The sequence below is a fragment of the Actinomycetospora flava genome (assembly GCF_037400335.1).
In the GTDB taxonomy this organism is placed as follows: Bacteria; Actinomycetota; Actinomycetes; order Mycobacteriales; family Pseudonocardiaceae; genus Actinomycetospora; species Actinomycetospora flava.
The window spans coordinates 13,139-38,269 of record NZ_JBBEGM010000002.1; the positions used below are offsets into that span (position 1 = coordinate 13,139).

The window sequence follows — 25,131 nt, forward strand, 5'->3', positions numbered from 1 at the left end:
CCGCGTGGCGCTGCGGACACTGAACGTCCGCAACGCCACGCGCTCACACCTGGACGACGGCGATGTTGTTGCCGTCGGGGTCGCGCATCATGAACAGCGTCGGGGCACCCGGCGCGTCCATGACGTCGTCGACGTCGACGCCGGCCTCGCGCAGACGCGCGTGCTCCGCGCGCACGTCCGGGGTCTCGACGCCGATGCCGCAACCGCCGGGCTCGCCCCCCATGGGCGGGTTCAGCGCGAGCCGCGCCGTGGAGCCCGGCGGGGCGACCTCGACCCACCGCTCGGTGCCGCCCTCGCCGAAGCGGGTGTCGCCGCGCAGCTCCCACCCGAGTTGCCCGGTGTAGAAGGCGATGGCCGCGTCCTGGTCGGTGACGGTGAACATGGCGACGCCGAGGTTCGTGACGGTGGTGGCGGTGGACGCGGTCATCGGGTGCTCCTTCGTCGGGACCCGTCGTACGGTAGAGCGACCGCATGATCCTGAACAAGGACGACGTTGCGTGTGTGTCCGGCTCCGACGGGTCATGATCGACGGAAGATTCCGGACACTCAACGTCAGCGACGCCACGTCGCTGACACGAGGGGTCAGGCGATGCCCTCGGGGGCGGCGCCGCCGACCTGGACGCCGTCGGCGGTGATCTTCTCGATCTCGGCGAGGTCGTCGGCGGACAGCTGCACGTCGACCGCGGCCAGCGAGCGCTCGATGTTGCGCTCCGACCGGGCACCGACGATGGCGACGTCGATGCCGTCCTGGGCGAGCACCCACGCGATCGCGAGCTGCGAGACCTCGCAGCCCTTGTCCGCGGCGAAGCCCTTCAGTCGCTCGACGACCTCGAGGTTCGTCCGGAGCCGCTCGCCCCGGAACGCCGAGGACTGCGAGCGCCAGTCGTCGTCCTCGAACGTCGAGTCGGTGGTCAGGGTGCCGGTGAGCAGCCCGGACCCGAGCGGGCTGTAGACCAGGGTGCCGATGTCGTGGGCGCGCACGTAGGGCAGCACGTCGTCCTCGATGCCGCGGCGGAACAGGTGGTACGGCGGCTGGAGGGTCTCGACCGGGCGCACGGTGTCGAACGCGGCCATCTGGTCGGCGTCGTAGTTCGACACCCCGACATGGCGGATCTTGCCCTCGTCGACCAGCTCCTGCAGGTAGCCCGCGGTGTCGGCGAACGGCGTGTCGGTGTCGGGCCAGTGCACCTGGTACAGGTCGATGTGGTCGATCTTCATCGCCTTCAGCGACGACTCGACACCCGAGCGCAGCCACTCGCGGCGCGAGTCGCGCGGCCGGTCGGTGCCGGGGTTGATGCCGCCCTTGGTCGCGATCACCACCGAGTCCCGGTCGCGGTCCAGCTCACCGCGCAGCGCGTTCGCGAGGACCTCCTCGGACTGCCCGAACCCGTAGGCCTGCGCGGTGTCGAAGAAGTTCACCCCGCGGTCCAGCGCGGAGCGGATCGCGGCCTGCGCCGCCTCGGCGTCGTAGGAACCCCACTCGCCCGAGACCTGCCAGGTCCCGAACGCGATCCGCGACACCTGCAGGTCGGTCTTGCCCAGTCTCGTGGTCTCCATGGGGATCGCGTACCCGGTGCCACGGCGGCGAACCGGGGACGGTCTACCCCGAGATGTAGGCCTCGAGCTGGTCGCGGTGCTCCTCGAGCTGGTCGATCCGACTCTTGACGACGTCGCCGATGCTGACGATCCCCGCCAGCCGGTCGGCCTCGTCCACCACCGGGATGTGGCGGATGCGCCGCTCGGTCATGGTGCGGCTCAGGGTCTGCAGGTCGTCGGTGGCGCGGCACGTCGCCACGACCGTCGTCATGATCTCCGCGACCGGCGCGCCGAGGAGCTCGGCGCCGCGGTGGTGCAGCTGCCGGACGACGTCGCGCTCGGAGACGATCCCGACGAGCCGGTCGCTCTCGCACACGACCGCCGCGCCGACGTTGCGCTCGGCGAGCACCGCGAGCAGCCCCGAGATCGGGTCACCGGGCTCGACGGTGAGGACCGCCGTCCCTTTCCGTGCGAGCAGGTCCGCGATGCGCATGCCGGGCCCCCTTCGTCGGGTTCGGGACGTGACGAATATGACAGGCACCGTCCGGGTTCGGCCAGACCCGGACGGTCACTGTCGTCCCACGAGCACCGCGATCACCAGAAGGGGGACGGTGAGCGCCGCGAAGAGCACCGGCAGCGCGAACCACACCGAGCCGGCCGCCACGGCCGCGAGCACCCCGAGCGCGATCGTCTCCGAGCCGAGCCCGGCCATCGACGTGACGGTGGCGCGCGCGTCGCCCTCCACCGCGTCCTGCACGCGGGTCTCGACGACGACCAGCAGCATCTGCAGCACGCCCCACCCGGCCGCGACCAGCGCGAACCCCGGTCCGAGCGGCAGCAGGACGCCCGCCCCCACGGCGACCGCCGCCACGGCCAGCAGCCCGCCCAGCACCGGCCCGCGGGCCCGGGCGACCCGTCCCGCGAGCGCGGCGCACGCCGACTCGGCGACGCCCACCCCGGCGAGCGCGAGCGCCGCCACCGCCGGCGTCGCCCCGTGCGCGGCGGCGAGCAGGGGCAGGTACTCGTCGAGCGCCATGAGGCCGGTCAGCAGCGCGGTCACGATCACCGCCCGGCGCAGCAGCGCGGTGCGGGAGACCTCGCCGACCCCCTGGCGCAGCATCGCCCACCACTCCGCGGCCGCGGCCCGGGGCGAGGTCCGGGAGCGCCGGGGTCGCGACTGCTCGGGCAGCGTCAGCGCGAGGGCCGCGCCCGCGAGCGACGCGCCGGCCCCGACGAGGCCGGGCAGCACGTAGCCCCCGACCGTCACCAGCGGCGCGGCGAGCGCGGTCGCCCCGAGCGTCGCCGCGAGGTAGCCGGCGCGGGCCCGGCCCATCAGCGTCGGGTACCGCTCCGTCGCCTCCCAGCCGGCGAGGGCGTCGTAGGCCAGCGCCTCGAGCGTGCCGGAGCTCAGCGCGCCCGCGACTCCCCACAGCACGAAGCCGAGCGCGAACACCGGCGTGCTCGGGACCAGCACCCACAGGGCGAAGGCCGCCGCCGAGAGCACGCCCGAGATCGCGAGCATGCGGGGCCGCGAGCTCACGTCGGCCCAGGCGCCGGAGGGCACCTCGAGGACGAGCGTCGTCACCGACCAGAGCGCGAACAGCGCCGAGATGCCCGCCTCGGACAGCCCGTGGTCGGCGAAGAGCAGCGCGTACAGCGGGTAGAGCGGCACGAACTGGCCGAGCGCCTCGACGGCGACGACGCGGGCGCCGAATCCGCGGGGAACCCGCGACCTGCGCGGGGCCCGGTGTCAGCGTCGGCGGAAGAGGTTCTGCACGTCCCCGACTCTAGGTGAGCGGAATTCCCGGGTATAGCCGTCAATTTCGCTCACGTAGAAGACTGCCGCCCATGCCCGACGAACCCACCACCCCGACCGGCGACAACCCCTACGTCGCGCGCGCCTACCGCCTCGGCGGTCCGGACGACGCCCGCGCGCTCTACGACGAGTGGGCGAAGCACTACGACGCCGACCTCGCCGGCGACGACCAGGGCTACGTCGCCCCGGTGCTCGCCGCCGAGACCGTCGTGCGTGTGGCCGGCCCCGACGTCACCGTGCTCGACGCCGGCTGCGGGACGGGCCTGGTCGGGGCGGCGCTCGCCGAGCGCGGGGTCCGGGTGATCGACGGGATGGACGTCTCCGAGGGCATGCTCGGGCAGGCCCGCGCGACCGGGGCGTACCGCTCGCTGGAGCCCGTCGACCTCACCGGCCCGCTGCCCACGGACGCCGACGTCTACGACGTGGTCGTCTGCGTCGGCACGCTCACCCACGGTCACGTCGGCCCGGAGGTGCTCGCCGAGTTCGCCCGCGTCACCCGCCCCGAGGGCTGGGTCGTCGCCACCGTGCTCGACGACGTCTGGGAGTCCGGCGGCTACCGCGCCGAGGTCGACCGCCTCGTCGCCGCCGGCAGCGTCCAACTCGTCTCGGCGGAGCTCGCGCCGTACCGGGCCGGGGTCGGGGTGCAGGCGCGGATGCTGGTGCTCACGACCCGCTGAGGGATAGAACGGGTGCCATGACTGACGAGGCCCCCGAGATCCTCTGGCGACCCGACGAGAGCACCGTGCGGGACGCGCGGATCACGGCGTTCGCGCAGCAGGTCGCCGGGGAGCACGGGGTGACGGTCGACACATACGAGCAGCTGTGGGCCTGGTCGACGTCCGACCCGCGGGCCTTCTGGGGCACCGCGGTCGACTTCCTCGGCGTGCGCTTCCACGAGCAGCCGCGTGAGGTCCTCGGCGCCGAGACGATGCCGGGCGCGGAGTGGTTCCCGGGCTCGACGATCAACTACGCCGAGCACGCGCTGTGGCCGTCCGAGGGCGGCGCGGACGCCGACACGGCCATCGTCGCGGTGCGCGAGGACGGGCGCCGGACGGCGCGCACCTACGGCGAGCTGCGCGCCGACGTCGCCCGCGCGCGGGCCGGGCTCGTCGCGCTCGGCGTGGGCCGCGGCGACCGGGTCGTCGCCCTGTCCCCGAACTCCGTCGAGACCCTCGTCGCCTTCCTCGCGGCCGCCTCGCTCGGCGCGACGTGGTCGTCGTGCTCGCCGGACTTCGGGGCGCGCGCCGTCGTCGACCGCTTCGCCCAGATCGAGCCGTCGGTGCTCGTCGCCGTCGACGGCTACCTCTACAACGGCAAGTCCTACGACATCCGCGGCACGGTCGCCTCGCTGCGCGAGCAGCTGCCGACCCTGCGCGCGGTCGTCGGGATCGACTACGTCGACGGGTGGTCCGACGGCGACGACGTCCTGGCCTGGGCGGAGTTCACGCAGGACGGCGACGCCCCGCTCGCCGTCGACCCCGTGCCTTTCGACCACCCGCTGTGGATCCTCTACTCCTCGGGCACCACGGGCCTGCCCAAGGGCATCGTGCACTCGCACGGCGGCATCGTCGTCCAGCACCTCGCGTCCCTGGCGCTGCAGCACGACCTCGGCCCCGGCGATCGGTTCACGTGGTTCACCACCACCGGCTGGATGATGTGGAACCTGCTGATCTCCGGGCTCCTCGTGGGCTCGACGGTCATCGCCTACGACGGCAGCCCGGGCCACCCGGACCTCGAGGTGCTCTGGAAGATGGCCGCCGACGAGGGCGTCACGCTGTTCGGGACGTCGGCGTCGTTCGTGCAGTCGTGCCTCAAGGCCGGCCTGCGGCCGCGGGACGAGTACGACCTCTCGTCGATCCGCGCGGTCGGCTCGACGGGCTCGCCGCTCTCGCCGGAGGGCTTCGACTGGATCCTCGACGCGGTCGGCCCCGGGGTGCAGATCGCCTCGGTGTCCGGCGGCACCGACGTCTGCGCGGCGTTCGTCGGTGTCGCGCCCACCGTGCCGGTGTGGCGCGGCGAGATCTCCTGCCGCGCCCTCGGGGCCGCCGTCGAGGCCTTCGACCCGCAGGGCAACCCGCTGATCGACGAGGTCGGCGAGCTCGTGATCACGAAGCCGACGCCGTCCATGCCGGTGATGCTCTGGAACGACCCGGACGGCTCCCGGATGCGGGAGTCGTACTTCGAGGACTTCCCCGGCGTCTGGCGCCACGGCGACTGGATCGTCATCACCCCGCGCGGCTCGTCGATCATCCGCGGCCGCAGCGACTCGACGCTCAACCGCGGCGGCGTGCGGATGGGCACCGCCGAGTTCTACGAGGTCGTGGAGTCGTTCGACGAGGTCCTCGACTCGCTGGTCATCGACACCACCGGGCTCGAGGGCGCCCGTGACGGCGGCGAGCTGTTGTGCTTCGTGGTGCTCGCCGAGGGCGTGGCGTTCGACGACGTGGAGTCGCAGCTCAAGAAGGCGCTGCGCGCCCAGCTCTCGCCGCGCCACGTGCCCGACCGCTTCCTCGTCGTCGACGACATCCCGCGCACGCTGAACGGGAAGAAGTCGGAGGTGCCGGTCAAGCGCATCCTCGCCGGCACCCCCGCCGAGAAGGCCGTCAGCAAGGACGCGCTGCGCAACCCCGAGGCGCTCGAGAACGTGGTGTCGCGGGCGCGCGGTTAGAGGGGCGCCGCGACGACCTCGGACAGCGTGACGGTCGCGCCGAGGACGTCGCCGCGGTCGTCGCGCCGGGACGACACGAGGACGTCGAAGAAGCGGGGATGCGTCGGGGCGTGACACGGCACCTCGACGCGCGCCGGGGCGGGGAGGTCGCCGTCGAGCGCCGCGCGGATCGCCGCGGCGACCGTGGCGCTCTGCGGGTCCCCCGCGGCGTCGCACAGGGCGAGGAACGACAGCCCGACCCCGGCGCGGGCGGGGTCGCCACCGTTGGCGCGGCAGAACGCGTCCCAGGTGTCGTCCACCCAGACGATCACGCCCGTGGCGTCGAGCAGCGCGGTCTCGACGGGCGGGTCGGTCGGCGCCACACGCGCCGTCGAGCTCGGTGATCTCGAGGAGCCCGGCGTGTCCGGCGCCGCGAAGATGATGTCGCGGGCGGCCCGCACGGCGGCGTCGAGCTCGTCGGCCTCGGCCCGCAGCGCGACCCGGGTGGCGCAGTCGGACAGGCTCGCCCGCGCCAGGAGCCGGAGCAGGACGCGCTGGACGCGGTCGAGCGAGCCGGTCGTGAGCCGCACGGCCACCCGCTCGCCGATCTCGGCCCGCGCGGCGTCGAGCACCGAGCGTGCGGTGTGCGCCGGGATCACCGCGAGATCGCTGTTCGTGATCATGTCGTCCTAGCCGGGGAGATCGGTGGTGGTGGGCTCCCTACGGAAGGTGGCCAATATGCGCGCAGCTCCGGGCGGCGACAACCCGGCCGCAGGAACTGTGCGTTGCCCGGTCGTCGCGCTCGGTTGACGTCCAGATCGTCAGGCGGGGATCTCGGTGAGGTCGTCCGCGTCGGCCAGCGGCGCCCCGGTCTGCTCGCGGACCTCCTCGGCCGTGACGCCGGGGGCGAGCTCGCGCAGGACGAACCCGCTGGGCGTCACGTCGACCACGGCGAGGTCGGTGATGACGCGCGAGACGACGCCGCGCCCGGTGAGGGGCAGCGAGCAGGACTCGACGAGCTTGGCCGCGCCCTTCTTCGTCACGTGCTCCATGACGACGAGCACGCGGCGAGCGCCGTGGACGAGGTCCATCGCGCCACCCATGCCCTTGACCATGGCGCCGGGCACCGCCCAGTTCGCGATGTCGCCGGTGACCGCGACCTGCATCGCGCCGAGCACGGCCGTGTCGACCTTGCCGCCGCGGATCATCCCGAACGAGAGCGCGGAGTCGAAGAACGAGGCGCCCTCGCGAACGGTGACGGTCTCCTTGCCGGCGTTGATGAGGTCCGGGTCGACCTCGTCCTCGGTCGGGTAGGGCCCGACGCCGAGCAGCCCGTTCTCCGAGTGCAGCAGCACGTCGACGCCCTCGGGCAGGTGGTTCGGGATCAGCGTCGGGAGCCCGATGCCGAGGTTGACGTAGGAGCCGTTGGTGAGCTCGCGCGCGGCGCGGGCGGCCATCTGCTCGCGGGTGAGGCTCACGAGGACTCCTCCCCAGAAGAACGGCGCAGTGTGCGCTTCTCGATGTGCTTGTTCGCCACCTGCTCGGCGGTCAACTCCACGACGCGGTGGACGAAGATGCCGGGCACGTGGACGTCGTCGGGGTCGATCTCGCCGGGCTCGACGAGCTCCTCGACCTCGGCGATCGTCGTGCGCCCGGCCATCGCGGCGAGCGGGTTGAAGTTCCGCGCGGAGCGGTGGAACACGAGGTTGCCGTGCCGGTCGCCCTTGGCCGCGCGGACCAGGCCGAAGTCGCAGACCAGGGAGAGCTCGAGGACGAAGGGGACTCTTTCCCCGTCGACGTCGAACTCCCGGACCTCCTTGGGCGGCGAGGTCACCGCCACCGACCCGTCGGGCGCGTAGCGCCACGGCATCTCGCCGTCGGCGACCCAGGTACCGACCCCGGCGGGGGTGTAGAACGCCGGGATCCCGGAGCCGGCGGCCCGCATCCGTTCGGCGAGCGTCCCCTGCGGGGTCAGCTCGACCTCGAGCTCGCCGGCGAGGTACTGGCGGCCGAACTCCTTGTTCTCGCCGATGTAGGAGGCCACGACGCGGGCGATGCGGTGCTGCTCGAGCAGGATGCCCAGGCCCCAGCCGTCGGTGCCGCAGTTGTTCGACGCGACGTGCAGGTCGGTCGCCGACCCGCGCGACAGGGCGTCGATGAGCACGATCGGCACGCCCGACAGGCCGAACCCGCCGACCGCGAGCGACGCGCCGTCGCCGATGTCCGCGACGGCCTCGTCGGCGGACGCGACCGACTTGTCGATCGTCATGACGCCCCCTTCGCGTGCTCGCGCAGCAGCGGCGTCACGACCTCGGGACGCTGGAACGACGCCAGGTGCGCGGCGCCGGTGACCGACTCCAGGCGCGCACCCGGGATGCCGTCGGCGAGGATCTGCTGGTTCTCCGGCGGGGTCGCGGGGTCCTCGACGCCGCTGACGACGAGGGTCGGCGCGGTGATCCCGCCGAGCCGGTCGACGACGTCCCACGCGGCGACCGCCTCGGCCGCGCCCGCGTAGCCCTCGGCGGGCGTGGACGCGATGAGGTCGCGCATCCGGCGGACGGTGTCGGGCTGCGCGTCGGCGAAGTCGTCGGTGAACCAGCGCGCGACGACCCCGTCGGCGATGGCCGCCGTGCCCTCCGCGCGGACCTTCTGCGCGCGGTCGCGGAAGGTGTCGGGGTTGGGGAAGCGCGCCGCGGTGCACAGCATCGCCAGCGTGGCGGCGCGCTCGGGGGCGTGCAGGCCGATCCACTGCGCGATCGCCCCGCCGAGCGAGACGCCGGCGAACGACGCGCGGTGCACACCCAGGTCGTCGAGGGTCTCGAGGACGTCGCCGGCGAGGTCCTCGACGGAGTAGGGACCGTCGGGCACCGGGGAGCCGCCGTGGCCGCGGGTGTCCAGGGAGATCACCCGGAACTCGTCGGCGAGCTCGGCGCGCTGCGGCGCCCACATGTCGATCGTGCTGCCCAGCGAGCACAGCAGGACCAGCGGCGGCCCGTCGGCGGGACCCTCGGCGGCGTGGTGGAGCTTCACGCCCTCACCGTGCCCGGCGCGCGGGGGTGGTGAACCGTCTGCTTCCGCCCATCAGGAGTCGAGCTTCGAGGGGTGGACGGTCAGCGCGGTCACCTCGACCTGCATGTACGGGAACAGCGGCAGGCTCGTGAGCAGCTGGTGGAGTTCGTCGCCGGACTCGACGTCGAAGCGGCTGACGTTCGCGTACTGGCCGACGACGCGCCACAGCTCCGGCCACTTGCCGGAGCGCTGGATCTCGTGGGCGCGGGCCTTCTCGCGGGCGCGGAGATCGTCGGCGACGTCCTGCGGCATGTCGTGGGGGAGGCGGACGTCCATGCGGACGAGGAACTGCACGGGGTGCTCCTTGCGGTTCGAGCGCGTGGCTTCATCGGCGTGCTCAGTTGGATCCGGACACTCGATGACAGCGACGCCACGTCGCTGACATCTCTAGCGGTCGACGCGGTAGTGGGCGAGCTTGTCGGGGTCGATCGTGACACCGAGGCCCGGGCCCTGGCGGGCGGCGGCGCGGCCGTCGACGATCGTCGGGGGTTCGGTGAGGACGTCGTCGGTCATCAGCAGGAAGTTGGTGACCTCGACGGGGTGGCGGGCCAGGGCCCGCTGGCCGCAGGCGAGCGCGGTGGACGCGACGGTGCCGAGCATGCCGTCGATCTGGTTGCCGACGACGGTGGTGACGCCGAGGCCCTCGCACAGCCCGACGATCTTGGCGGAGTCGGTGAACCCGGTGCGCGCGACCTTGACGCTGATCGCCTGCGCGTCGCCGTCGAGCAGGGAGCGCGCGACCCCGCCGAGGGTGATCGTCGACTCGTCGCCGACCACCGGGATCGGGCTCGCCGCGACGACGCGCCGGCGCCCGAGCACGTCGTCGGCGGGGTTGGGCTCCTCGAGCATGGTGACGTGGAAGTCGGCGAGCCGGCGGGAGGCGACGACGGCGGTGTCGGCGTCCCAGCCGCGGTTGGCGTCGGCGTAGAGCTCGACCTGGTCGCCGAGCTCGCGGCGCAGCTCGCGCACCGCGGCGAGGTCGTGGGCGAGGTCCCGGCCGACCTTCACCTTGAACGCCTCGACCCCGTAGCGGTCGTTCATCTCGACGGCGTCGGCGACCATCTCCGACGGGGTGCCGAGCCCGATCATGTGCGCGGCCGCGACGTCGTCGGCGGCGTGCCCGAGCAGCACGTGCACGGGTTGCCCGCAGGCCTGGCCGACGAGGTCCCAGAGCGCCACGTCGATCGCGCCGCGGGCGGCGTTGTTGGCGACGGTGCGGGCGAGGTCGGCGCGGATGCGCTCGCGGGCGAACGGGTCGGCGCCGATCAGCACGGGCGCGAACAGGTCCCGCACGGCCGCGACGATGGACGCCGCGGTCTCGCCGTAGGTGTAGGGGCGCGGCGGGGCCTCGCCGTGCCCGACCAGCCCGTCGTCGGTGGTGATCCGTACGAGGACGTGGTCGGCGGCGGTGACCTGCCCGCTCGCGAACGCGAACGGTCGCCGGTAGGGGACGGCGAGGGGGATGGCCTCGACGGTGTCGATCTTCATGCTCGTCGGTTCTCCGGGTGATCGGGACGGCACAGGACGGCGAGCGCCCGGGCCAGGGCCGGTTGCGGGTCGTCGCGGCGCCAGGCCAGGGCGACGTCGGTGGTGACGGGGTGGTCCTCGGCGAGCTCGAGGTAGCGCACGCCCTCGACCGCCACGGCGAGCACGGACGACGGCAGCAGCGCCACGCCGAGGCCGGCGGCGACGAGCGCGAGCACGATCGAGGTCTGGTCGGCGTGGTGGGTGCTGCGCGGCGTGAACCCCGCCGCCCGGCACGCCCGCGCCGCGGCCTCGCCGACCACCGATCCCGCCGCCGCGTAGACCACGAAGTCGTCGTCGGCGAGCTCGGCCAGCGGCACGGGCGCCGCGGCGTGGACCGTGCGAGGGCGTCCCTGCCTCTCTCCGCGACGAGCCGGTTCGGCGCGGGTCCGCTCCTCCGTCGCGGCCCGCGCCGACGGCCGCGCGGCGGCGCTGCGTCCCACGCAGCCAGGGCGTCCCTCGCTCCCCACGGCGGCGAGCCGGTGGTCGGCGGGGACCGCGAGGACGAGGCGCTCGCGGGCGAGGACGTGGTGGGCGAGCCCCGCGTCGCCCACCGGCGGGCGGAGCACCGCGAGGTCGATGCGGTGGTCGGCGAGCGCGGTCTCCAGCGCCGGGGTGAGCATCTCGGTGGAGAACGCCAGCTCCAGGCCGGGCAGCTCGGCGGCGAGGCGCCGGACGAGCTCCGGGACGTGCCGGTAGGTCGCCAGCCCCGTCGCGCCGACGCGCAGCCGCCCGAGCGCGCCCGCGGCGACGCGGCCCACCTGGTCGCGGGCCGCGTCGAGCGAGGCGAGGATGCGCACGGCGTCGGGCAGCAGCGCCTCCCCGGCCGCGGTCAGGTCGACGCGACGGGTCGTGCGCTCGAACAGCGGAGCGCCCAGCTGCGCCTCGAGCTGCCGGATCGCCTGGGACAGCGGCGACTGGGCGATGTGCAGCCGCTCGGCGGCCCGCCCGAAGTGCCGGGTCTCGGCGACCGCGACGAAGTAGCGCAGCTGGCGCGTCTCCACTAGTCGGTCCCGGGCTCCAGCACGAAGTCGCGGTCCGACCGCACCTCGCTGCCGTGACCGGTCGGCTGCGGGTCGAGGGTGAGCTCCGGCTTGTCGGCCGACGCGACGTCGTTGCCCAGGTAGGGGTCGCCGGTGAAGAACAGCTGCGAGGTCAGCGTCCGGTGCCCGGGCGCGGCGACGAGCAGGTGGATGTGCGCGGGGCGCCACGGGCTCCAGCCGGCGGCCTGGGTCATCTGCCCGGTCGGGCCGTCGAGCGGGATCGTGTAGGGCGCGGGCTTGCGGGTATGGATCTCGAAGCGGCCCTCGTCGTCGCAGCGCACGACCCCGCGCAGGTTGCCGGCAGGCGGCTTCGACGCGAAGCCCGAGTACCAGCCCTCGTCGTCGGTGTGCCAGATGTCGACGGTCGCCCCGCGCAGCGGCGTGCCGTCGGTGGAGGTGACCTGGCCGGCGAGGATCATCGGCGTGCCCGGCTCGTCGTCGCGCATCGGCAGCGTCGCCGGGGTGTCGAGCTCGGCCTGCCCGTCGAGCCAGAACGGGCCGAGGATCGTGCCGACCGAGCCCTGCTGGGTCTGCGCGGCGACCTTCTCGACCTCGAACTCGAGGTAGACGTCGAGGAACAGCGGCCACTCGCCGGTGTCGGAGACCGCGATCAGCCACTGCTTGAACGCGTCGAACTCCTCGTAGGTGACCTCGTTGTCGCGGATCGCCGAGCGGATGCCCTCGAGCGCGGCGCCGACGACGGTGGCCACGCGCTGCTGGTCGACCTGCCCGGCGCCCGGACCGCGGAGGTTGGACAGCCCGGCGCGGGCGGACTCGGTGGCGTGCGAACCGGCGGTGACGGCATCCGAGACGGACTGGTCGTTGGTGGTGGTCATGCGATGGAGCTCCTCAGAGGGGTGGTGGCGGCGTCGTGGTCGTGGACCCAGGCGTGGTCGGGCAGGTAGCCCGCGAAGCGCTTGTCGCGCTCGGCGATCCGCGGGTGGTCGTCGTCGAGGTGGAGCAGGGTCCCGGTGTCCCAGGCGCTCGCGGCGATCGCGCGGGTGCGGGCGCGCCGCTCGCGCGGGTAGGCGGCGAGCGCGGTGGCGGGGTCGTGCTCGGTGATCAGGCGGGCGAGCGCGACGGCGTCCTCGATCGCCTGGTTCGCACCCTGGCCGTGGTGGGGCAGCATCGCGTGGCACGCGTCGCCGAGCAGGGCGAGTCGCCCGCGCGTCCAGTGCGTCAGCGGCTCCTGGGCGAGCAGCGGCCAGCGCGGGCTCTGCGGCACCGCGGCGAGCATCTCGCGCACCGCGGGGTGCCAGCCGGCGAAGCCCTCGAGCAGCTCGCCCGCCGGGGCCTCGCGCTGCGCCCCCTGCCAGCTCTCGGGCCCGCAGAGCACGGCGAGGAAGTTGACGGTGTCGTCGTCGCGGCCCAGCGCGTAGTGCAGCAGGTGCGCGCCGGGGCCCGCCCAGAACTGGATGGCGTGCGGGTCGGGCAGGCTCGGCAGCGCTTCGATCGGCACGAGACCCCGGAAGCCGCTGGTGCCGGTGTAGGTCGGCCCGGTGCCGGGCCCGGTCACCGTGTCGCGCAGCAGCGAGTGCACCCCGTCGGCGCCGACGACGACGTCCCCGACCGCCTCGCTGCCGTCCGCGAGCAGCAGCGCGCCCCGCTCGGCGTCGACGCCGGTGACCGTGCTGCCGAGGTGCAGGTGCTCGGCGCCGGCGGCCGCGACGAAGGCGTTCGCGAGCGTCTGCTGCAGGTCGACGCGGTGCACGCCCCAGTACGGGGCGCCGTAGCGCGCGCGGTAGCTCGCCCCGCCGGTGTGCGCGGCGATCCGCGCACCGGTGCGCCCGTCGCGGTAGATGAGCTCGGTGGGCTGGGTGGAGACGGCGTCCAGGGACTCGCCCACCCCGAGGCGGTGGAGGTGGCGCGACCCGTTGGCCGAGAGCGCCACCGCGGCGCCGACCTCGCGCAGCTCGTCGGCACGCTCGTGGAGGTCGACCGTGACGCCGGCGCGAGCCAGCGCGATGCCCAGCGTCAGCCCGCCGATCCCGGCCCCGGCGACGACGACACGGGTCATGTCACGTGCACCCCCGCTCCTCCTCGAACGTCTGCGATCGAGCGTGACACAGCCCATCCCGGACGAGAAAGCGCGGAATCGAGAACGACTGAGACGTTCAGCATCTTGGTCTCGGCACGGCGGCGCCGCCGGCCCGGGCAAGGGCGCGCCGTGACGCTGCGCTCCGCGAGGTGCACGGGCGGGGCGAGGTCAATACGGTCGTGCACGACAGCAGCACCCCGGGAGGCAGCGGATGAGCCAGGGCACGGACGCCTCGACGATGCGCCAGGTGCTGGGGCACTTCCCCAGCGGCGTCACCATCGTCACCGGCACGACCCCCGAGGGTCCGGCCGGCTTCACGTGTCAGTCCTTCTCCTCGCTCTCCCTCGACCCGCCGCTCGTGCTCGTGCTGCCCGGCCGCTCGTCGTCGAGCTGGCCGAAGATCGAGGCGACCGGCCGCTTCGTCGTCAACGTGCTCTCCGCCGAGCAGGAGGAGCTGTCGACGACGTTCGCGGTGTCGGGCGGCGACAAGTTCGCGGGCGTCGAGTGGCACGCGTCGGGCCTCGGCTCGCCGATCCTCGGCGGGGCGACGGCGTGGATCGACTGCACGCTGCACGCGGTCCACGACGGCGGCGACCACCTCATCGTCGTCGGCGCGGTGCACGACCTCGGCGCGCCCGGCAGCCCGCCGCTGGTCTTCCACCGCGGGGGGTACGCGCGGACGTCGATCCCGGAATGACCGAGCCGCGGAGCGGAGCCGAGCCGGTCCGACCCGGTCCGCTCGCCGACGTGCGGGTGCTCGAGCTCGGCACGATCGTCGCCGGCCCCTTCGCCGGGCGGCTGCTCGCCGACTACGGCGCCGACGTCGTCAAGATCGAGCCGCCGGGCGGCCAGGACCCCATGCGCGACTGGGGCCAGGAGTCGTACCGGGGCCACCGGCTCTGGTGGACCGTGCACGCCCGCAACAAGCGCTGCATCACCCTCGACCTGCGCTCCGAGCGCGGGCAGGAGGTGTTCCTGCAGCTCGTCGAGGGTGCCGACGTCATCGTCGAGAACTTCCGGCCCGGCACGCTCGAGCGCTGGAACCTCGGCTGGGACCGGCTCTCGGCGGTGAACCCGCGGCTCGTGCTGGCGCGGGTGTCGGGGTACGGGCAGACCGGGCCGTACGCCGACAAGGCGGGCTACGCGTCGGTGGCCGAGGCGCTGTCGGGCCTGCGCTACATCAACGGCTACCCGGGGCAGGCGCCGCCGCGGCAGGCGATCTCGCTGGGCGACTCGCTGGCCGGGATGGTCGCGGTGCAGGGCGTGCTCGCGGCGCTGCACCACCGCTCGGTGACCGGGCAGGGCCAGGTCGTCGACGTCGCGCTGACCGAGGCGTGCCTGTCGGTGCTCGAGTCGATCATCCCGGAGTACGACAAGCTCGGGCGCGTGCGCCAGCCCGGCGGCACGCGCCTCGAGGGCATCGCGCCGTCGAACGTCTACCGCACGGCCGACGAGCTGTGGCTGGTCGTCGCGGCCAACCAGGACACCGTGTACCGCCGGCTGTGCACGGCGATGGGCCGCCCGGAGCTCGCCGACGACCCGCGCTTCGCCGACCACCGCGCCCGCGGCGAGAACCAGGACGAGCTCGACGGGATCGTCGGCGACTGGGTGGGCTCGCTGCCCGCGGACGAGGTGCGGCGGATCCTCGACGAGGCCGGCGTGATCTGCGGGCCGATCAACACGGCCGCCGAGGTCGTCGCCGACCCGCAGTTCCGGGCGCGCGGGATGCTCGCGCCGCACTTCGACGAGCGGTTCGGCGAGGACGTGCTCGGTCCCGGCGTCGTCCCGGTCTTCTCCGACACCCCCGGCGAGGTGCGCTGGGCGGGACCGCCCGTGCCCGGGCACCACAACGGCGAGGTCTACGCCGAGCTGGGGCTCTCCGACGCCGACATGGCGGCGCTGACCGACGAGAAGGTGATCTGAGGGGCCTGCGGCCCAGGTGAGTGGAATGGGTCGCGGGGGCGACCCGTTCCACTCACGAGGCGTCAGCCCTCGGCGTCCTTCTTGATCGACGCGAGGTTCTTCTCGGCGCTGGAGCCCATGGCCCGCTCCAGCCCCCAGCGCGGGACGCCCTTGACGGTGACCTCCATCGTCGACGCCATCTCCAGGCGCGTCCGGTCGCCGCCGAGGTCGTGGGCGGTGTAGGCGATCGTCGACTCGCGGATGAGGCGCGCGTCGACGCAGGTCAGCGTCACGGAGTTGTCGGTGTAGGTGACGTCGTAGGTGGCGTCGGTGGTGAACTTCAGCGCCCCGAGCGTCACCACGATGCGCGTCGGCCGGCCCTGGTCGTCGTGCGCCTTCACCTTCGCCGACTTCGCCTCGTTCGCCCAGCGGTCGGTGTTCTCGAGGTCGGAGATCACCTCGATCACCCGCGCCACGGGGGCGTCGATCTCCACGGTCCTCGTCACCGGTGCGCTCACGTCACGTCCTTACCCCTCCGCGGGTATCCCGCACGCGTGCCCGACACCGAGAGCGCCCTCGCCGACGCGATCGTCACACTGCTCGACCACCGCGCGCCGGGCCGGACGATCTGCCCGTCCGAGGCCGCCCGCCGCGTCGACCCGGACGCGTGGCGCGACCTCATGCCCGACGCCCGCCGCGTCGCGAGCCGGCTGGTCGGCGACGGGACGATCGAGATGACCCAGCGCGGCGAGCCCGTCGACCCGGCGACCGCGCGCGGCCCCGTCCGCCTGCGCTACCCCCGTGACCAGGACGAATCGGGCAACTGACGCGCGGGGCGGTGTCAGCGTGGCGGCCACGCCCACGTCAGATGTCAGGAAATCCCCCACGTGGGGCGCGCTGCTGACCTTCGTCGCGGCACGCGCCTAGGCTCGCCCGGTGATGTTCGCTGTTCTGCGGCGCATCCTGCGCGCCCTCATCGGCCTGCCCCGACCGCTCCGTCGCCTGATCGCCGGCCCGACGAACACGCGCGACGGACAGACCCTCGACATCGACGTGCAGCTCGTGCTGCGTGTGCTCGGGCTGATCGCGCGCGGCGAGGAGCCCTCGCTCGTCGACCAGCGCCAGGCCACCGACGCGGCGGCGAGCCTCGCGGTCGCCCGGACGCCGGGGGTGCGGGCGCGGGCGACGACGGTCCCGGTGCCCGCGGGCACGGGGCGGGAGACGGCGGGCGCGCTGGCCGCCTGCCTCTACGAGCCCGCCGAGGTCGGCGCCGCCGCCGCGCCGCTGCTCGTGCACTTCCACGGCGGCGGGTTCGCGCTGGGCAGCATTGCCTCGAGCGCCCCGCTGTGCCGGGTGCTCGCCCACCAGGCGGGGGTCCGCGTGCTGTCGGTGGAGTACCGCCTCGCGCCCGAGAACCCGTTCCCCGCCGGGCTCGCCGACGCCGCCGCGGCGCTCGACCACGTCCTCGCCCACCGCGACGACTACCGCGCGACGACCGTCGCGGTCGGCGGTGACTCGGCCGGCGCCAACCTCGCGCTGACCGCCGCGCACCAGCTCGCCCGCCACGGCCGGGAGACCGCGGCGTTCGTGCTCGCGCTCTACCCCGTCACCGACGCGGGCCGGGCGGGCGGCTCGCGGGAGCTGTTCGCCGAGGGGTTCGGGCTGCGGACCGTCGACATCGAGGTCTTCGAGCGCTACTACCTGCCCGACGGCATCGAGCCGATCCGCCCGACGGGCCTGCTCGAGGTCGACGACCTGGCGATCATGCCGCCCGCGTACATCTCGACGGCGGGCTTCGACCCGCTGCGCGACGAGGGCGAGGAGCTCGCCGTGGCACTGCGCGCGTCGGGTGTGCCGGTGGCCGCGCGGCGCTTCCCCGGGCTGATCCACGGCTTCGCGGGCATGGCCGGCGTCATCCCGGCCGCGCGCGACGCCGTGCTCGACGCCGCCTCGGCCCTGCGCGCCGGCCTCGCCCTGACGTCGGTACGGGAGTCCGCCGTCCGGCCCATGTGAGCACTTTCCCGCGCTATAGGGCAGGAAAGTACTCACGGAGGGCTCAGTGGTGCAGCATCCGCATCGCGGCGGCGGGGTAGCGGTCGCCGCTCGCGACGCCGACCGGGGCGACCTTCTCGATCGCCTCGAGCTCCTCGGCGGACAGCGTCACGTCGGCGGCGCCCGCGTTCTCCTCCAGGTAGCGGCGGCGCTTGGTGCCCGGGATCGGCGCGATGTCCGAGCCCTGCGCCAGCACCCACGCCAGCGCGAGCTGGGTCGGCGTCACGCCCTTGCGCTCGGCGAGGCTGTTCACCTCATCCAGCACCCGCAGGTTGGCCTGCAGCGCCTCGCCCTGGAACCGCGGCGAGTTGCGGCGCCAGTCGCCCTCGGGCAGGTCCTCGGTCCGCCGGATCGTGCCGGAGAGGAAGCCGCGCCCGATCGGGCTGTACGGGACGAAGCCGATGCCCAGCTCGCGGCACGTGGCGAGCACCCCGTCGTCCTCGACGTCCCGGGTGAACAGCGAGTACTCGGTCTGCACCGCGCTCATCGGCGCCGTGGCGTGGGCGCGGCGGATGGTCTCCGGCGCCGCCTCGGAGATGCCGAGGTAGCGCACCTTGCCGGCGGCGACGAGCTCGCCGAGCGCGCCCCACGTCTCCTCGATGGGGACGTCGGGGTCGACGCGGTGCTGGTAGTAGAGGTCGACGTGGTCGGTGCCGAGGCGCTGCAGCGAGCCGTCGATCTGGCCGCGCAGGTAGTCGGGGCGCCCGTTGACGCGCCCGGTGCCCTTGCCGTCGGGGCCGATCTCGTTGCCGAACTTGGTGGCCAGGACGACCTCGTCGCGCCGCCCGTGCAGCACCGACCCGAGCAGCTCCTCGTTGGTGTGCGGCCCGTACATGTCGGCGGTGTCGAGGAACGTGACCCCGAGCTCGAGCGCGCGCTCGATCGTGGCGCGCGACTCGGTGTCGTCCTGACCGCCGTAGGCGAAGGTCATGCCCATGCAGCCGAGGCCGAGCGCGGACACGCGCAGCCCCTGGCCGCCGAGAGTGCGTTGCTCCATGGGCGTTGACTGCCCGGGGGCAAGGCGCCCTGAACGTGTGGTCGCGGCGTGACCTGTGCCGCGCCCCGCAGGTGGCACGGTGACCTCATGCGCCTGCTGCTGACGACGCTGGTGGCCGTCCTGTTCCTCCTCGGTGCGGGGACGGCGCTGGCCGACCCCGGTCTGGTGATCGGTGACGGCGCCCCCGCCGCGCCCGGGACGTCGCTGCGCGCGCAGATGGGCTGCGAGGAGCCGGACACGACCCCGGTCACGGGGCCCGGCGTCACCGGCTCGCCGTGGGAGCGCGACGCCGACGGCCACCAGCCCTGGGCGGTCTTCTCGGCGGTGACCGTCGCGCACGACGCCGCCCCGGGACCCGTCACCGTCACGGCGACCTGCGGCGGGCGCCCCCTCGAGGCCACCATCACCGTCGCGGCCCCCGACTCGGGGCGCAGCGTCTGGCGCTGGCTCGGCGCCGCGGCACTGCTGCTCGTCATCGTGGCCGCGATGGTCGCGCTGCAGCGCCGGCGCAAGCAGCACGCCTAGAGGCTCGCGAGGTACGCCTCGGCCGCGTCCTCGACCCGGGCGCGGTCGCCGCTTGCGAGCAGGTCGAGCAGCAGCCCGCGCAGCGTCGCGACGACGAGCGTCGCGCGCCGTGACGCGAGGTCGGGGTCGACGTCCGGGCCCTGGGCGGCGCGCAGGGCGGCGGTCCAGTCGGAACCGACCTGCCCGAGGAACCCGGCGTGGGCGTCCGGGGACTGCAGGGCCTGCCCGTAGACCGCGAAAAACAGCCGCAGCGTCGGCCACCGGCGCTCGTCGGCGCTCCAGGTCCAGAACGCCCGCGCGGTCGTCGCGAGGTCGGCGTGCTCGCCGGCGAGGTCCCGGCTCCCGGCGATCAGGCGCTCGCGCAGCCGGTCCAGGATCGCCGCGAGCATCTGCTCCTTGGTGCCGAAGTGGTGCACGAGCGTCGTCGTCGACACCCCCAGGGCGGCCGCGACCGACCGCCACGACAGCTCGGCGAAGACCTGCTCGGTCGCGTGGTCGACGGCGGCGTCGAGCAGCGCCGCCCGGTGCTCGTGATCGATCGGCCGTCCGGCCATGTGCCCACCTTGACTTCATGGAACAGTCGTTCTAGAAATTGGGTCCATGAGTGTGCCCGTCGTGTCGGTCAGCCCGGTGGAGATGGGGGAGCGGTCGGTCCGCGTGTCGGCGCCCGTATCCGGGTCGGGGCTGCCGGTCCTGCTCTTCTCGCACGGCTTCGGGTCGTCGTCGCGGGCGTACGGTCCGCTCGTCGACCACTGGGCGGGCCACGGGTTCGTCGTCGTCCAGCCGACGCACCTCGACTCCCGCACGCTCGGCCTGCCCGACGACGACCCGCGGCGGCGGACGTTCTGGCGCCACCGGGTCGACGACATGACGCGCGTGCTCGACGGGCTCGACGTCGTCGAGGCCGCGGTGCCGGGCCTCGCGGGGCGGGTCGACCGCGACCGGGTGGTGGCCGCCGGACACTCCTTCGGCGGGCAGACGGTGGGCGTGCTGCTGGGGCTGCGCGTGGAGGGCGAGGACCTCGCCGACCCGCGGGTGACGGCCGGCGTCCTGCTCGCGACGGCCGGGCGGGGCGGCGACGACCTGCGGCCCGGCGTGATCGAGATGTTCCCCTGGCTGGACCCCGACTTCTCGGCGATGAAGGCGCCGGCGCTCGTCGTCATGGGCGACGCCGACGCGAGCGCGCTGAGCACCCGCGGGCCGGACTGGTCGGCGGATCCCTACCGCCTGAGCCCGCCGGGCAAGAGCCTGCTGACGCTGGTCGGTGCCGAGCACTCGCTCGGCGGGATCCCGGGCTACGAGGCGGCGGAGACGACCGACGAGGACCCCGCCCGCGTCGCGGCGCTGCAACGGCTCACGACGGCGTATCTGCGGTCGGCGCTCGACCCCGCGGATGCGGCGTGGTCCGAGGCCGCGGCGACGGTGCCCGCGGCGATCGGGCGCGTCGAGTCGCGCTGAGGACCCGACCTCCGACCCCGTCCCCTCCGACGGAGGTCGGAGGCGCGGAGCCGACCTGCGTCCGATGTGGCCGGCACCCCCGGAACGGGAGCGTTCCCGACGTCAGTTCGTCGTCGGGCCCGCACCGCGAGGTCCGGGGAGGTGGGTTCACCATGATCGCCGGCACCGGAGCGAGGACCGCCCTGGCGGTGCTCCTCGCCCTCGTCACCGCCCTGCTCGCCGGCGCGCCGTCCGCGGCCGCCGCACCGGCCGCGCCGCCCGCCGCCGCTCTCACTCCCGCGGACCTCGACGCGTGGCTCGACGGCGTGGTCCCCGCCGGGCTCGACCGCGCCGGCATCGCCGGCGCTGCCGTCACCGTCGTGCGGGACGGACAGGTGCTCACGTCCCGCGGCTACGGCGTCGCCGGCGCCGGAGTCCCCGTCGACCCGACGCGGACGCTCTTCCGCGTGGGCTCGGTGGCGAAGGTCTTCACCGCGACCGCGGTGCTCCAGCTCGTCGAGCAGGGCCGGATCGATCTCGACGCCGACGTGCGCACCTACCTCGACTTCCCGCTGCCGCTGCAGTTCGAGCCGCCGGTGACCATGCGCCACCTGCTCACCCACAGCGCGGGCTTCGAGGAGCGTATCCGCGGTCTGATCACACTCGGCGAGACCACCGAGGACCTGCGCGACCACCTGGCGACCGATCCCCCGGAGCAGGTGTTCCCGCCGGGGACGACGCCCGCCTACTCCAACTACGGCTACGGGCTGGCCGGCTACGTCGTCGCACGGGTCAGCGGGATGCCGTACCCCGACTACCTGCAGCGCCACGTCCTCGACCCGGTGGGGATGACCTCGTCGAGCGCCGCCCAGCCGCTCCCGCCGCCGTTGCGGGATCGCCTGTCGTCGGCCTCCCCGACCGTCGACGACCCCGCTGCGCCGTTCGAGACCGTGCGGCCGTCGCCCGCCGGGTCGCTGACGGCGTCGCCGGACGACATGGGCCGCTTCATGCTGGCCGAGCTGGGGCCTCCCTCGCTCCTCTCCCCGGCGACGCAGGACCTGATGCGGCGACCGGGCCTGGGCGCGGGCACGCTCGGCGGCCTCGCCGAGGGCCCGCGGACGGGGCTCGGCCTGTTCGACGAGAGCCGCAACGGGCGGCGGATCCTCGGCCACGGCGGCGACACCCAGTTCTTCCACGCGCACCTGCAGCTCTACCCGGCCGAGCGCACCGGGATCTTCGTGGCGCTGAACGGGTCGGGTCGCGGGGCCATGGACAGTCACGAGCTGCGCGAGGCCGTGCTCCACGGGTTCACCGACCGCTACTTCCCGGGCGGCACCGACCCCGGCGGCGCCGACACCGGTGGCGCGACGGGCAGCGCGGACCGGGCGGTCCTGGCCCAGGGCACCTACGAGTCCGCCCGGGCGCCGTTCAGCACGTTCCTCTCCGCGATGAACCTCGTCGGGCAGGTCACGGTCGTCGCGCAGCCGGACGGCACCCTGCTGTTCGCGCCCGGGCCCCTCAGCGCGCAGCCGGCCGTCTATCGCGAGCTCCGGCCGTGGGTGTGGCAGGAGGTCGGCGGCCAGCGGATCGTCGCGGGGCGTGTCGAGGACGGACGGGTGACAGCGCTGGGGGTCGAGGGCGCGTTCACGATGCTGCCGGCGCCGCCCTGGCGGAACGGCTCGCTCGTCGTGCCGGTGCTCGTCGGGGCCGTCGTGGTGCTGCTCGCCGCCCTGGTGGCCTGGCCGGCGGGCGCCTGGGTCCGGCGCCGGTACGGCCGGGCCGTCGTGACCCCGCGGGTCGACCGGCTCGCCCTGCTGACGACGCGGCTGGGCGCCGCCGCCGCGGTGGTGGCGCTCGGTGGCTGGACGGCCGTCGTCGTCACCCTGCTCGGGCTGGGTGAGGTGCCGACGGGTGTGCTCGCCGGACTGGTCGTCCTCCAGGCCGCCGGAGCGCTCGCCGTCGTGCCCGCCGCGGCGTCGGTCGTCACGGGGGTGCGGCGTCGGGCCGGGGGGCCGGCGGTGAGCGGCCGGCTGCTCCTCCTGCTGGCCCTGGTGGCCGTCGCGGGTGTCGCGGCGACCTACGGACTGATCTCCACCGACCTCGGCTTCTGACCCCTACGATCCGTCTGCTCGGCGATCACGAAGGCCTGGTGACCCCATGACCCCGCCCGACGGCCCCGCGGCCGAGAGCGTCGCGCCCGAAGGGGCCGGGGTCCGGGTCGACGCGCTGCTCACCCGCGTCGGGCTGACGACCCCGCGGCGCCGCGACGGTGCGCTCGCCGTCGCGACCGCGCTGGTGTCGGTCCTGCTCGTCCTGGTGGGGCTCGCGGACCCGACCCTCGCCGGCGCGCTGGCGACCGGCACGTCCTCCGTACCGGTGCTGCTGGTGGTCCTCGTGGCGCAGGCCGCGGTGCTGGTCGTGCGCCGGACCGCACCGGCGCTGTGCCTGGTGGTGACGATCGGGCTGCAGGTCGTGCTGGCGGGGATGCTGCCGCCGGAGGCCTTCCTGCGCGGGCTCGCGCCGGTGATCGCGGCGTACACGTGCGGGGCGTGGCTGCCGGTACGTCGCGCCCTGGTCCTCGCGGTGCTCGCCGCGCTCGCCGAGGCCGTCGGTTCCGTCGTGCTCCCGACGGGGACGATCACGACCGCCCAGGTCCTGACGCAGCTCGTGTCGTCCGTCCTCACCTACCTCGCGGCGACGCTGCTCGGCGGGTACGTGGCGACCAGGCGGCGGGTCGGCCGGATGGAACGGCTCCGGGCGGCCGAGGCCGTCGACGCGCAGCGGGCGCGCGCCGACGCCGCGATCGCGGGCGAGCGCACCCGTGTGGCGCGCGAGCTCCACGACATCGCGGCCCACCACCTCGCGGCGATGGTCGTCCAGGCGTCGATGGCGGAACGGCTGGTCGACCGCGACCCCGAGGCCGCCCGCCGCACGATCGCCGAGGTCCGCAGCCAGGGACGGGCCACCCTGCACGACCTGCGGTCGGTGGTCGGTGCGCTGCGGGAACGGGACGCCGTGTCCGACGACGGCGCGCCGGTGCCGGGGCTCGCGATGCTGGACCGGCTGGTGGCGGGCGCGGGGGCCGAGCTGAGGGTGGTCGGCGAGCCGCGGGAGCTCGCGCCCGTCGCCGACGTCAGCGTCTACCGGGTGGCGCAGGAGGCGCTGTCGAACGCCCGCGACCACGCGCCGGGTGCTCCGGTCACCGTCCGCGTCGAGCACGGGGAGACGGCGACCGTGCTGGAGGTCGCCAACGGCCGGCCCGCGTCGGCGCCCGCCGAGCCGGGACCGGGCCGCGGACTCGGACTGGTCGGGATGCGGGAGCGCGCGGACCTGATCGGTGCCGACCTCGACGTGGGGCCGCGTCCCGACGGCGGCTGGTCGGTCCGCCTCGAGATCCCGAGGAGCTCGTCGTGATCAAGGTGCTGCTCGTCGACGACCAGGGCGTCGTCCGCGCCGGGTTCCGGATGTTCCTCGAGACGGCCGGGGACATCGAGGTCGTGGGAGAGGCCGCGAACGGCCCGGAGGCCGTGCGGCTGACCCGGCGCCTCGCCCCGGACGTCGTGTGCATGGACGTGCGGATGCCGGGCGGCGACGGACTGGCGGCGACACGGGAGATCGCGGCCGGGGCGCCCCCGGTCCCGGCGGTGCTCGTCGTGACGACGTTCGACCTCGACGAGTACGTCTTCGGCGCGCTGGAGGCGGGCGCCGGTGGCTTCGTCCTCAAGGACACCGAGCCCGACGACCTCGTCGACGCCGTGCGGCGGCTGGCTGCGGGCGAGGGGCTCGTCGACCAGACCGTCACCCGGCGGGTGATCGCCGAGTTCGCGCGGCGACGGCCGGTGAGCCCGCCCGCCGTGGACGTCGCGGAGGGCCTCACGGCGCGGGAGACCGAGATCGTGCGGCTCCTCGCCGACGGGCTGTCGAACGCCGAGATCGCGGCGGAGCTCGTGGTCGAGGTCAGCACGGTGAAGTCGCACCTCGGGCGCGCGATGGCGAAGATCGGCACCCGGGACCGCGTGCAGACCGTGGTCTGGGCCTTCCGGAACGGTGTCGCGTCGCCGTGAGAGGTCAGCGGCACTCGTCCTCGGGGATGTAGCCCTGCTCGCAGCCTCACTGCAGGGTCTCGCCGGACGTCGGTCCGCGGCCGGCGGACGTGCCGGGGTCGAGGTAGCCCTGGTACTCGGAGCAGGAGGAGTCGAACTCGCCGGCGTCCACGGCGCGCCGGCCGCACCCGGCCTCGGTGCGCGCGGTGCGTCGCGGCTCGGCCGACGTGGTGGACCGGGGACGGCTCGCGGTCGTGGTGTTCGCCGTCGGGGATGCGGTGACGGGCTCCGCGGCCGCGCGGGTGCCGGGCGCGACGGGTGCGACGGGTGCGACGGGTGCGACGGCGAGCGATGCGGTGGCGGCGGCCACGGGCTCGTGGGGCCTTTCCTGGCGTTGAGCGTCAGCGTGGCCGCCACGCTGAGACACCCCGTGCCTCGCTCGCACGGCGTGTCGCGACACCGAGGATGTGGCGATCCTGGCGTCACATCCTCGGTGTCGCAT

The 25,131-nt window shown here is 74.4% G+C and carries 28 protein-coding genes; 11 read left to right on the forward strand and 17 right to left on the reverse strand.

Annotated features, from left to right (window positions below):
* Positions 1 to 43: 43 nt before the first annotated feature.
* The 4 genes from WCD58_RS06695 to WCD58_RS06710 form a co-directional block, all read right to left on the reverse strand.
* Positions 44 to 427, reverse strand: coding sequence for a VOC family protein (locus WCD58_RS06695; protein WP_337700864.1), 384 nt, complete (start codon positions 425 to 427; stop codon positions 44 to 46).
* 155 nt (positions 428 to 582) lie between these two features.
* Positions 583 to 1,557, reverse strand: coding sequence for an aldo/keto reductase (locus WCD58_RS06700; RefSeq protein ID WP_337700866.1), 975 nt, complete (start codon positions 1,555 to 1,557; stop codon positions 583 to 585).
* A gap of 43 nt (positions 1,558 to 1,600) precedes the next feature.
* Complete coding sequence (locus WCD58_RS06705; RefSeq protein ID WP_337700868.1) at positions 1,601 to 2,029, reverse strand: CBS domain-containing protein; 429 nt, start codon at positions 2,027 to 2,029, stop codon at positions 1,601 to 1,603.
* A gap of 75 nt (positions 2,030 to 2,104) precedes the next feature.
* A complete protein-coding gene (locus WCD58_RS06710; protein ID WP_337700871.1) occupies positions 2,105 to 3,208 on the reverse strand; it encodes an MFS transporter in 1,104 nt (367 codons plus the stop codon).
* Between the two features lie 176 nt (positions 3,209 to 3,384).
* On the opposite strand from WCD58_RS06710, the gene WCD58_RS06715 reads away from it, so the two are divergent.
* A complete protein-coding gene (locus WCD58_RS06715) occupies positions 3,385 to 4,029 on the forward strand; it encodes a class I SAM-dependent DNA methyltransferase (protein ID WP_337700872.1) in 645 nt (214 codons plus the stop codon).
* Positions 4,030 to 4,046: 17 nt separating this feature from the next.
* Complete coding sequence (locus tag WCD58_RS06720) at positions 4,047 to 6,020, forward strand: acetoacetate--CoA ligase (protein ID WP_337700875.1); 1,974 nt, start codon at positions 4,047 to 4,049, stop codon at positions 6,018 to 6,020.
* Here WCD58_RS06720 and WCD58_RS06725 read toward each other — a convergent pair.
* From WCD58_RS06725 to WCD58_RS06765, 9 genes are all read right to left on the reverse strand, one after another.
* Complete coding sequence (locus WCD58_RS06725) at positions 6,017 to 6,682, reverse strand: PAS domain-containing protein (RefSeq protein ID WP_337700877.1); 666 nt, start codon at positions 6,680 to 6,682, stop codon at positions 6,017 to 6,019. The genes WCD58_RS06720 and WCD58_RS06725 overlap by 4 nt on opposite strands.
* A gap of 138 nt (positions 6,683 to 6,820) precedes the next feature.
* A complete protein-coding gene (locus WCD58_RS06730; RefSeq protein ID WP_337700879.1) occupies positions 6,821 to 7,477 on the reverse strand; it encodes a CoA transferase subunit B in 657 nt (218 codons plus the stop codon).
* A complete protein-coding gene (locus WCD58_RS06735) occupies positions 7,474 to 8,268 on the reverse strand; it encodes a CoA transferase subunit A (RefSeq protein ID WP_337700881.1) in 795 nt (264 codons plus the stop codon). The genes WCD58_RS06730 and WCD58_RS06735 overlap by 4 nt, the downstream gene beginning before the upstream one ends.
* Complete coding sequence (pcaD, locus tag WCD58_RS06740) at positions 8,265 to 9,029, reverse strand: 3-oxoadipate enol-lactonase (protein ID WP_337700883.1); 765 nt, start codon at positions 9,027 to 9,029, stop codon at positions 8,265 to 8,267. The genes WCD58_RS06735 and pcaD overlap by 4 nt, the downstream gene beginning before the upstream one ends.
* A gap of 51 nt (positions 9,030 to 9,080) precedes the next feature.
* Complete coding sequence (gene catC, locus WCD58_RS06745) at positions 9,081 to 9,362, reverse strand: muconolactone Delta-isomerase (RefSeq protein ID WP_337700886.1); 282 nt, start codon at positions 9,360 to 9,362, stop codon at positions 9,081 to 9,083.
* Positions 9,363 to 9,455: 93 nt separating this feature from the next.
* On the reverse strand, positions 9,456 to 10,556 hold the full coding sequence (locus WCD58_RS06750; RefSeq protein ID WP_337700888.1) for a mandelate racemase/muconate lactonizing enzyme family protein: 1,101 nt from the start codon (positions 10,554 to 10,556) through the stop codon (positions 9,456 to 9,458).
* Positions 10,553 to 11,596: a LysR family transcriptional regulator gene (locus WCD58_RS06755; protein WP_337700891.1), complete on the reverse strand. Its 1,044-nt coding sequence runs from the start codon at positions 11,594 to 11,596 to the stop codon at positions 10,553 to 10,555. Before WCD58_RS06755 ends, WCD58_RS06750 begins: the two co-directional genes overlap by 4 nt.
* Entirely contained in the window at positions 11,596 to 12,471 is an 876-nt protein-coding gene (locus tag WCD58_RS06760) for a dioxygenase family protein (protein WP_337700893.1), read from the reverse strand. Before WCD58_RS06760 ends, WCD58_RS06755 begins: the two co-directional genes overlap by 1 nt.
* A complete protein-coding gene (locus tag WCD58_RS06765; RefSeq protein ID WP_337700895.1) occupies positions 12,468 to 13,652 on the reverse strand; it encodes an FAD-dependent monooxygenase in 1,185 nt (394 codons plus the stop codon). Before WCD58_RS06765 ends, WCD58_RS06760 begins: the two co-directional genes overlap by 4 nt.
* 232 nt (positions 13,653 to 13,884) lie before the next feature.
* Between WCD58_RS06765 and WCD58_RS06770 the strand changes: the two genes are divergently transcribed.
* Both WCD58_RS06770 and WCD58_RS06775 read left to right on the forward strand, forming a co-directional pair.
* Positions 13,885 to 14,370 carry a flavin reductase family protein gene (locus WCD58_RS06770; RefSeq protein WP_337700897.1) on the forward strand — a complete coding sequence of 162 codons (486 nt, stop codon included), beginning with the start codon at positions 13,885 to 13,887 and terminating at the stop codon, positions 14,368 to 14,370.
* Complete coding sequence (locus WCD58_RS06775; protein WP_337700900.1) at positions 14,367 to 15,596, forward strand: CaiB/BaiF CoA transferase family protein; 1,230 nt, start codon at positions 14,367 to 14,369, stop codon at positions 15,594 to 15,596. Before WCD58_RS06770 ends, WCD58_RS06775 begins: the two co-directional genes overlap by 4 nt.
* Before the next feature lie 62 nt (positions 15,597 to 15,658).
* On the opposite strand, the gene WCD58_RS06780 is transcribed toward WCD58_RS06775, so the two are convergent.
* On the reverse strand, positions 15,659 to 16,093 hold the full coding sequence (locus WCD58_RS06780) for an SRPBCC family protein (protein ID WP_337700902.1): 435 nt from the start codon (positions 16,091 to 16,093) through the stop codon (positions 15,659 to 15,661).
* Between the two features lie 36 nt (positions 16,094 to 16,129).
* On the opposite strand from WCD58_RS06780, the gene WCD58_RS06785 reads away from it, so the two are divergent.
* Positions 16,130 to 16,402, forward strand: a complete 273-nt coding sequence (locus tag WCD58_RS06785; RefSeq protein ID WP_337700904.1) for a DUF3253 domain-containing protein — start codon at positions 16,130 to 16,132, stop codon at positions 16,400 to 16,402.
* Positions 16,403 to 16,514: 112 nt separating this feature from the next.
* A complete protein-coding gene (locus WCD58_RS06790; protein WP_337702002.1) occupies positions 16,515 to 17,588 on the forward strand; it encodes an alpha/beta hydrolase in 1,074 nt (357 codons plus the stop codon).
* Positions 17,589 to 17,631: 43 nt separating this feature from the next.
* On the opposite strand, the gene WCD58_RS06795 is transcribed toward WCD58_RS06790, so the two are convergent.
* Positions 17,632 to 18,624 (reverse strand): aldo/keto reductase, encoded by a 993-nt coding sequence (locus WCD58_RS06795; RefSeq protein ID WP_337700906.1) that lies wholly within the window; start codon positions 18,622 to 18,624, stop codon positions 17,632 to 17,634.
* 87 nt (positions 18,625 to 18,711) lie between these two features.
* Between WCD58_RS06795 and WCD58_RS06800 the strand changes: the two genes are divergently transcribed.
* Entirely contained in the window at positions 18,712 to 19,149 is a 438-nt protein-coding gene (locus tag WCD58_RS06800; protein WP_337700908.1) for a hypothetical protein, read from the forward strand.
* Here the strand turns inward: WCD58_RS06800 and WCD58_RS06805 are convergent.
* Positions 19,146 to 19,703 carry a TetR/AcrR family transcriptional regulator gene (locus WCD58_RS06805; RefSeq protein ID WP_337700910.1) on the reverse strand — a complete coding sequence of 186 codons (558 nt, stop codon included), beginning with the start codon at positions 19,701 to 19,703 and terminating at the stop codon, positions 19,146 to 19,148. The two genes, WCD58_RS06800 and WCD58_RS06805, sit on opposite strands and share 4 nt — an antisense overlap.
* Before the next feature lie 37 nt (positions 19,704 to 19,740).
* Between WCD58_RS06805 and WCD58_RS06810 the strand changes: the two genes are divergently transcribed.
* The 4 genes from WCD58_RS06810 (at position 19,741) to WCD58_RS06825 (ending at position 24,650) form a co-directional block, all read left to right on the forward strand.
* On the forward strand, positions 19,741 to 20,607 hold the full coding sequence (locus WCD58_RS06810) for an alpha/beta hydrolase family protein (protein WP_444876317.1): 867 nt from the start codon (positions 19,741 to 19,743) through the stop codon (positions 20,605 to 20,607).
* Positions 20,608 to 20,759: 152 nt separating this feature from the next.
* Positions 20,760 to 22,697: a serine hydrolase domain-containing protein gene (locus tag WCD58_RS06815; protein ID WP_337700914.1), complete on the forward strand. Its 1,938-nt coding sequence runs from the start codon at positions 20,760 to 20,762 to the stop codon at positions 22,695 to 22,697.
* Positions 22,698 to 22,743: 46 nt separating this feature from the next.
* The gene (locus tag WCD58_RS06820; RefSeq protein WP_337700916.1) at positions 22,744 to 24,000 is read left to right on the forward strand and encodes a sensor histidine kinase; all 1,257 of its coding nucleotides are present in this window, start codon (positions 22,744 to 22,746) and stop codon (positions 23,998 to 24,000) included.
* A complete protein-coding gene (locus tag WCD58_RS06825) occupies positions 23,997 to 24,650 on the forward strand; it encodes a response regulator (RefSeq protein ID WP_337700918.1) in 654 nt (217 codons plus the stop codon). Before WCD58_RS06820 ends, WCD58_RS06825 begins: the two co-directional genes overlap by 4 nt.
* A 46-nt stretch (positions 24,651 to 24,696) precedes the next feature.
* On the opposite strand, the gene WCD58_RS06830 is transcribed toward WCD58_RS06825, so the two are convergent.
* The gene (locus tag WCD58_RS06830) at positions 24,697 to 24,999 is read right to left on the reverse strand and encodes a hypothetical protein (RefSeq protein ID WP_337700920.1); all 303 of its coding nucleotides are present in this window, start codon (positions 24,997 to 24,999) and stop codon (positions 24,697 to 24,699) included.
* Positions 25,000 to 25,131: the final 132 nt, after the last annotated feature.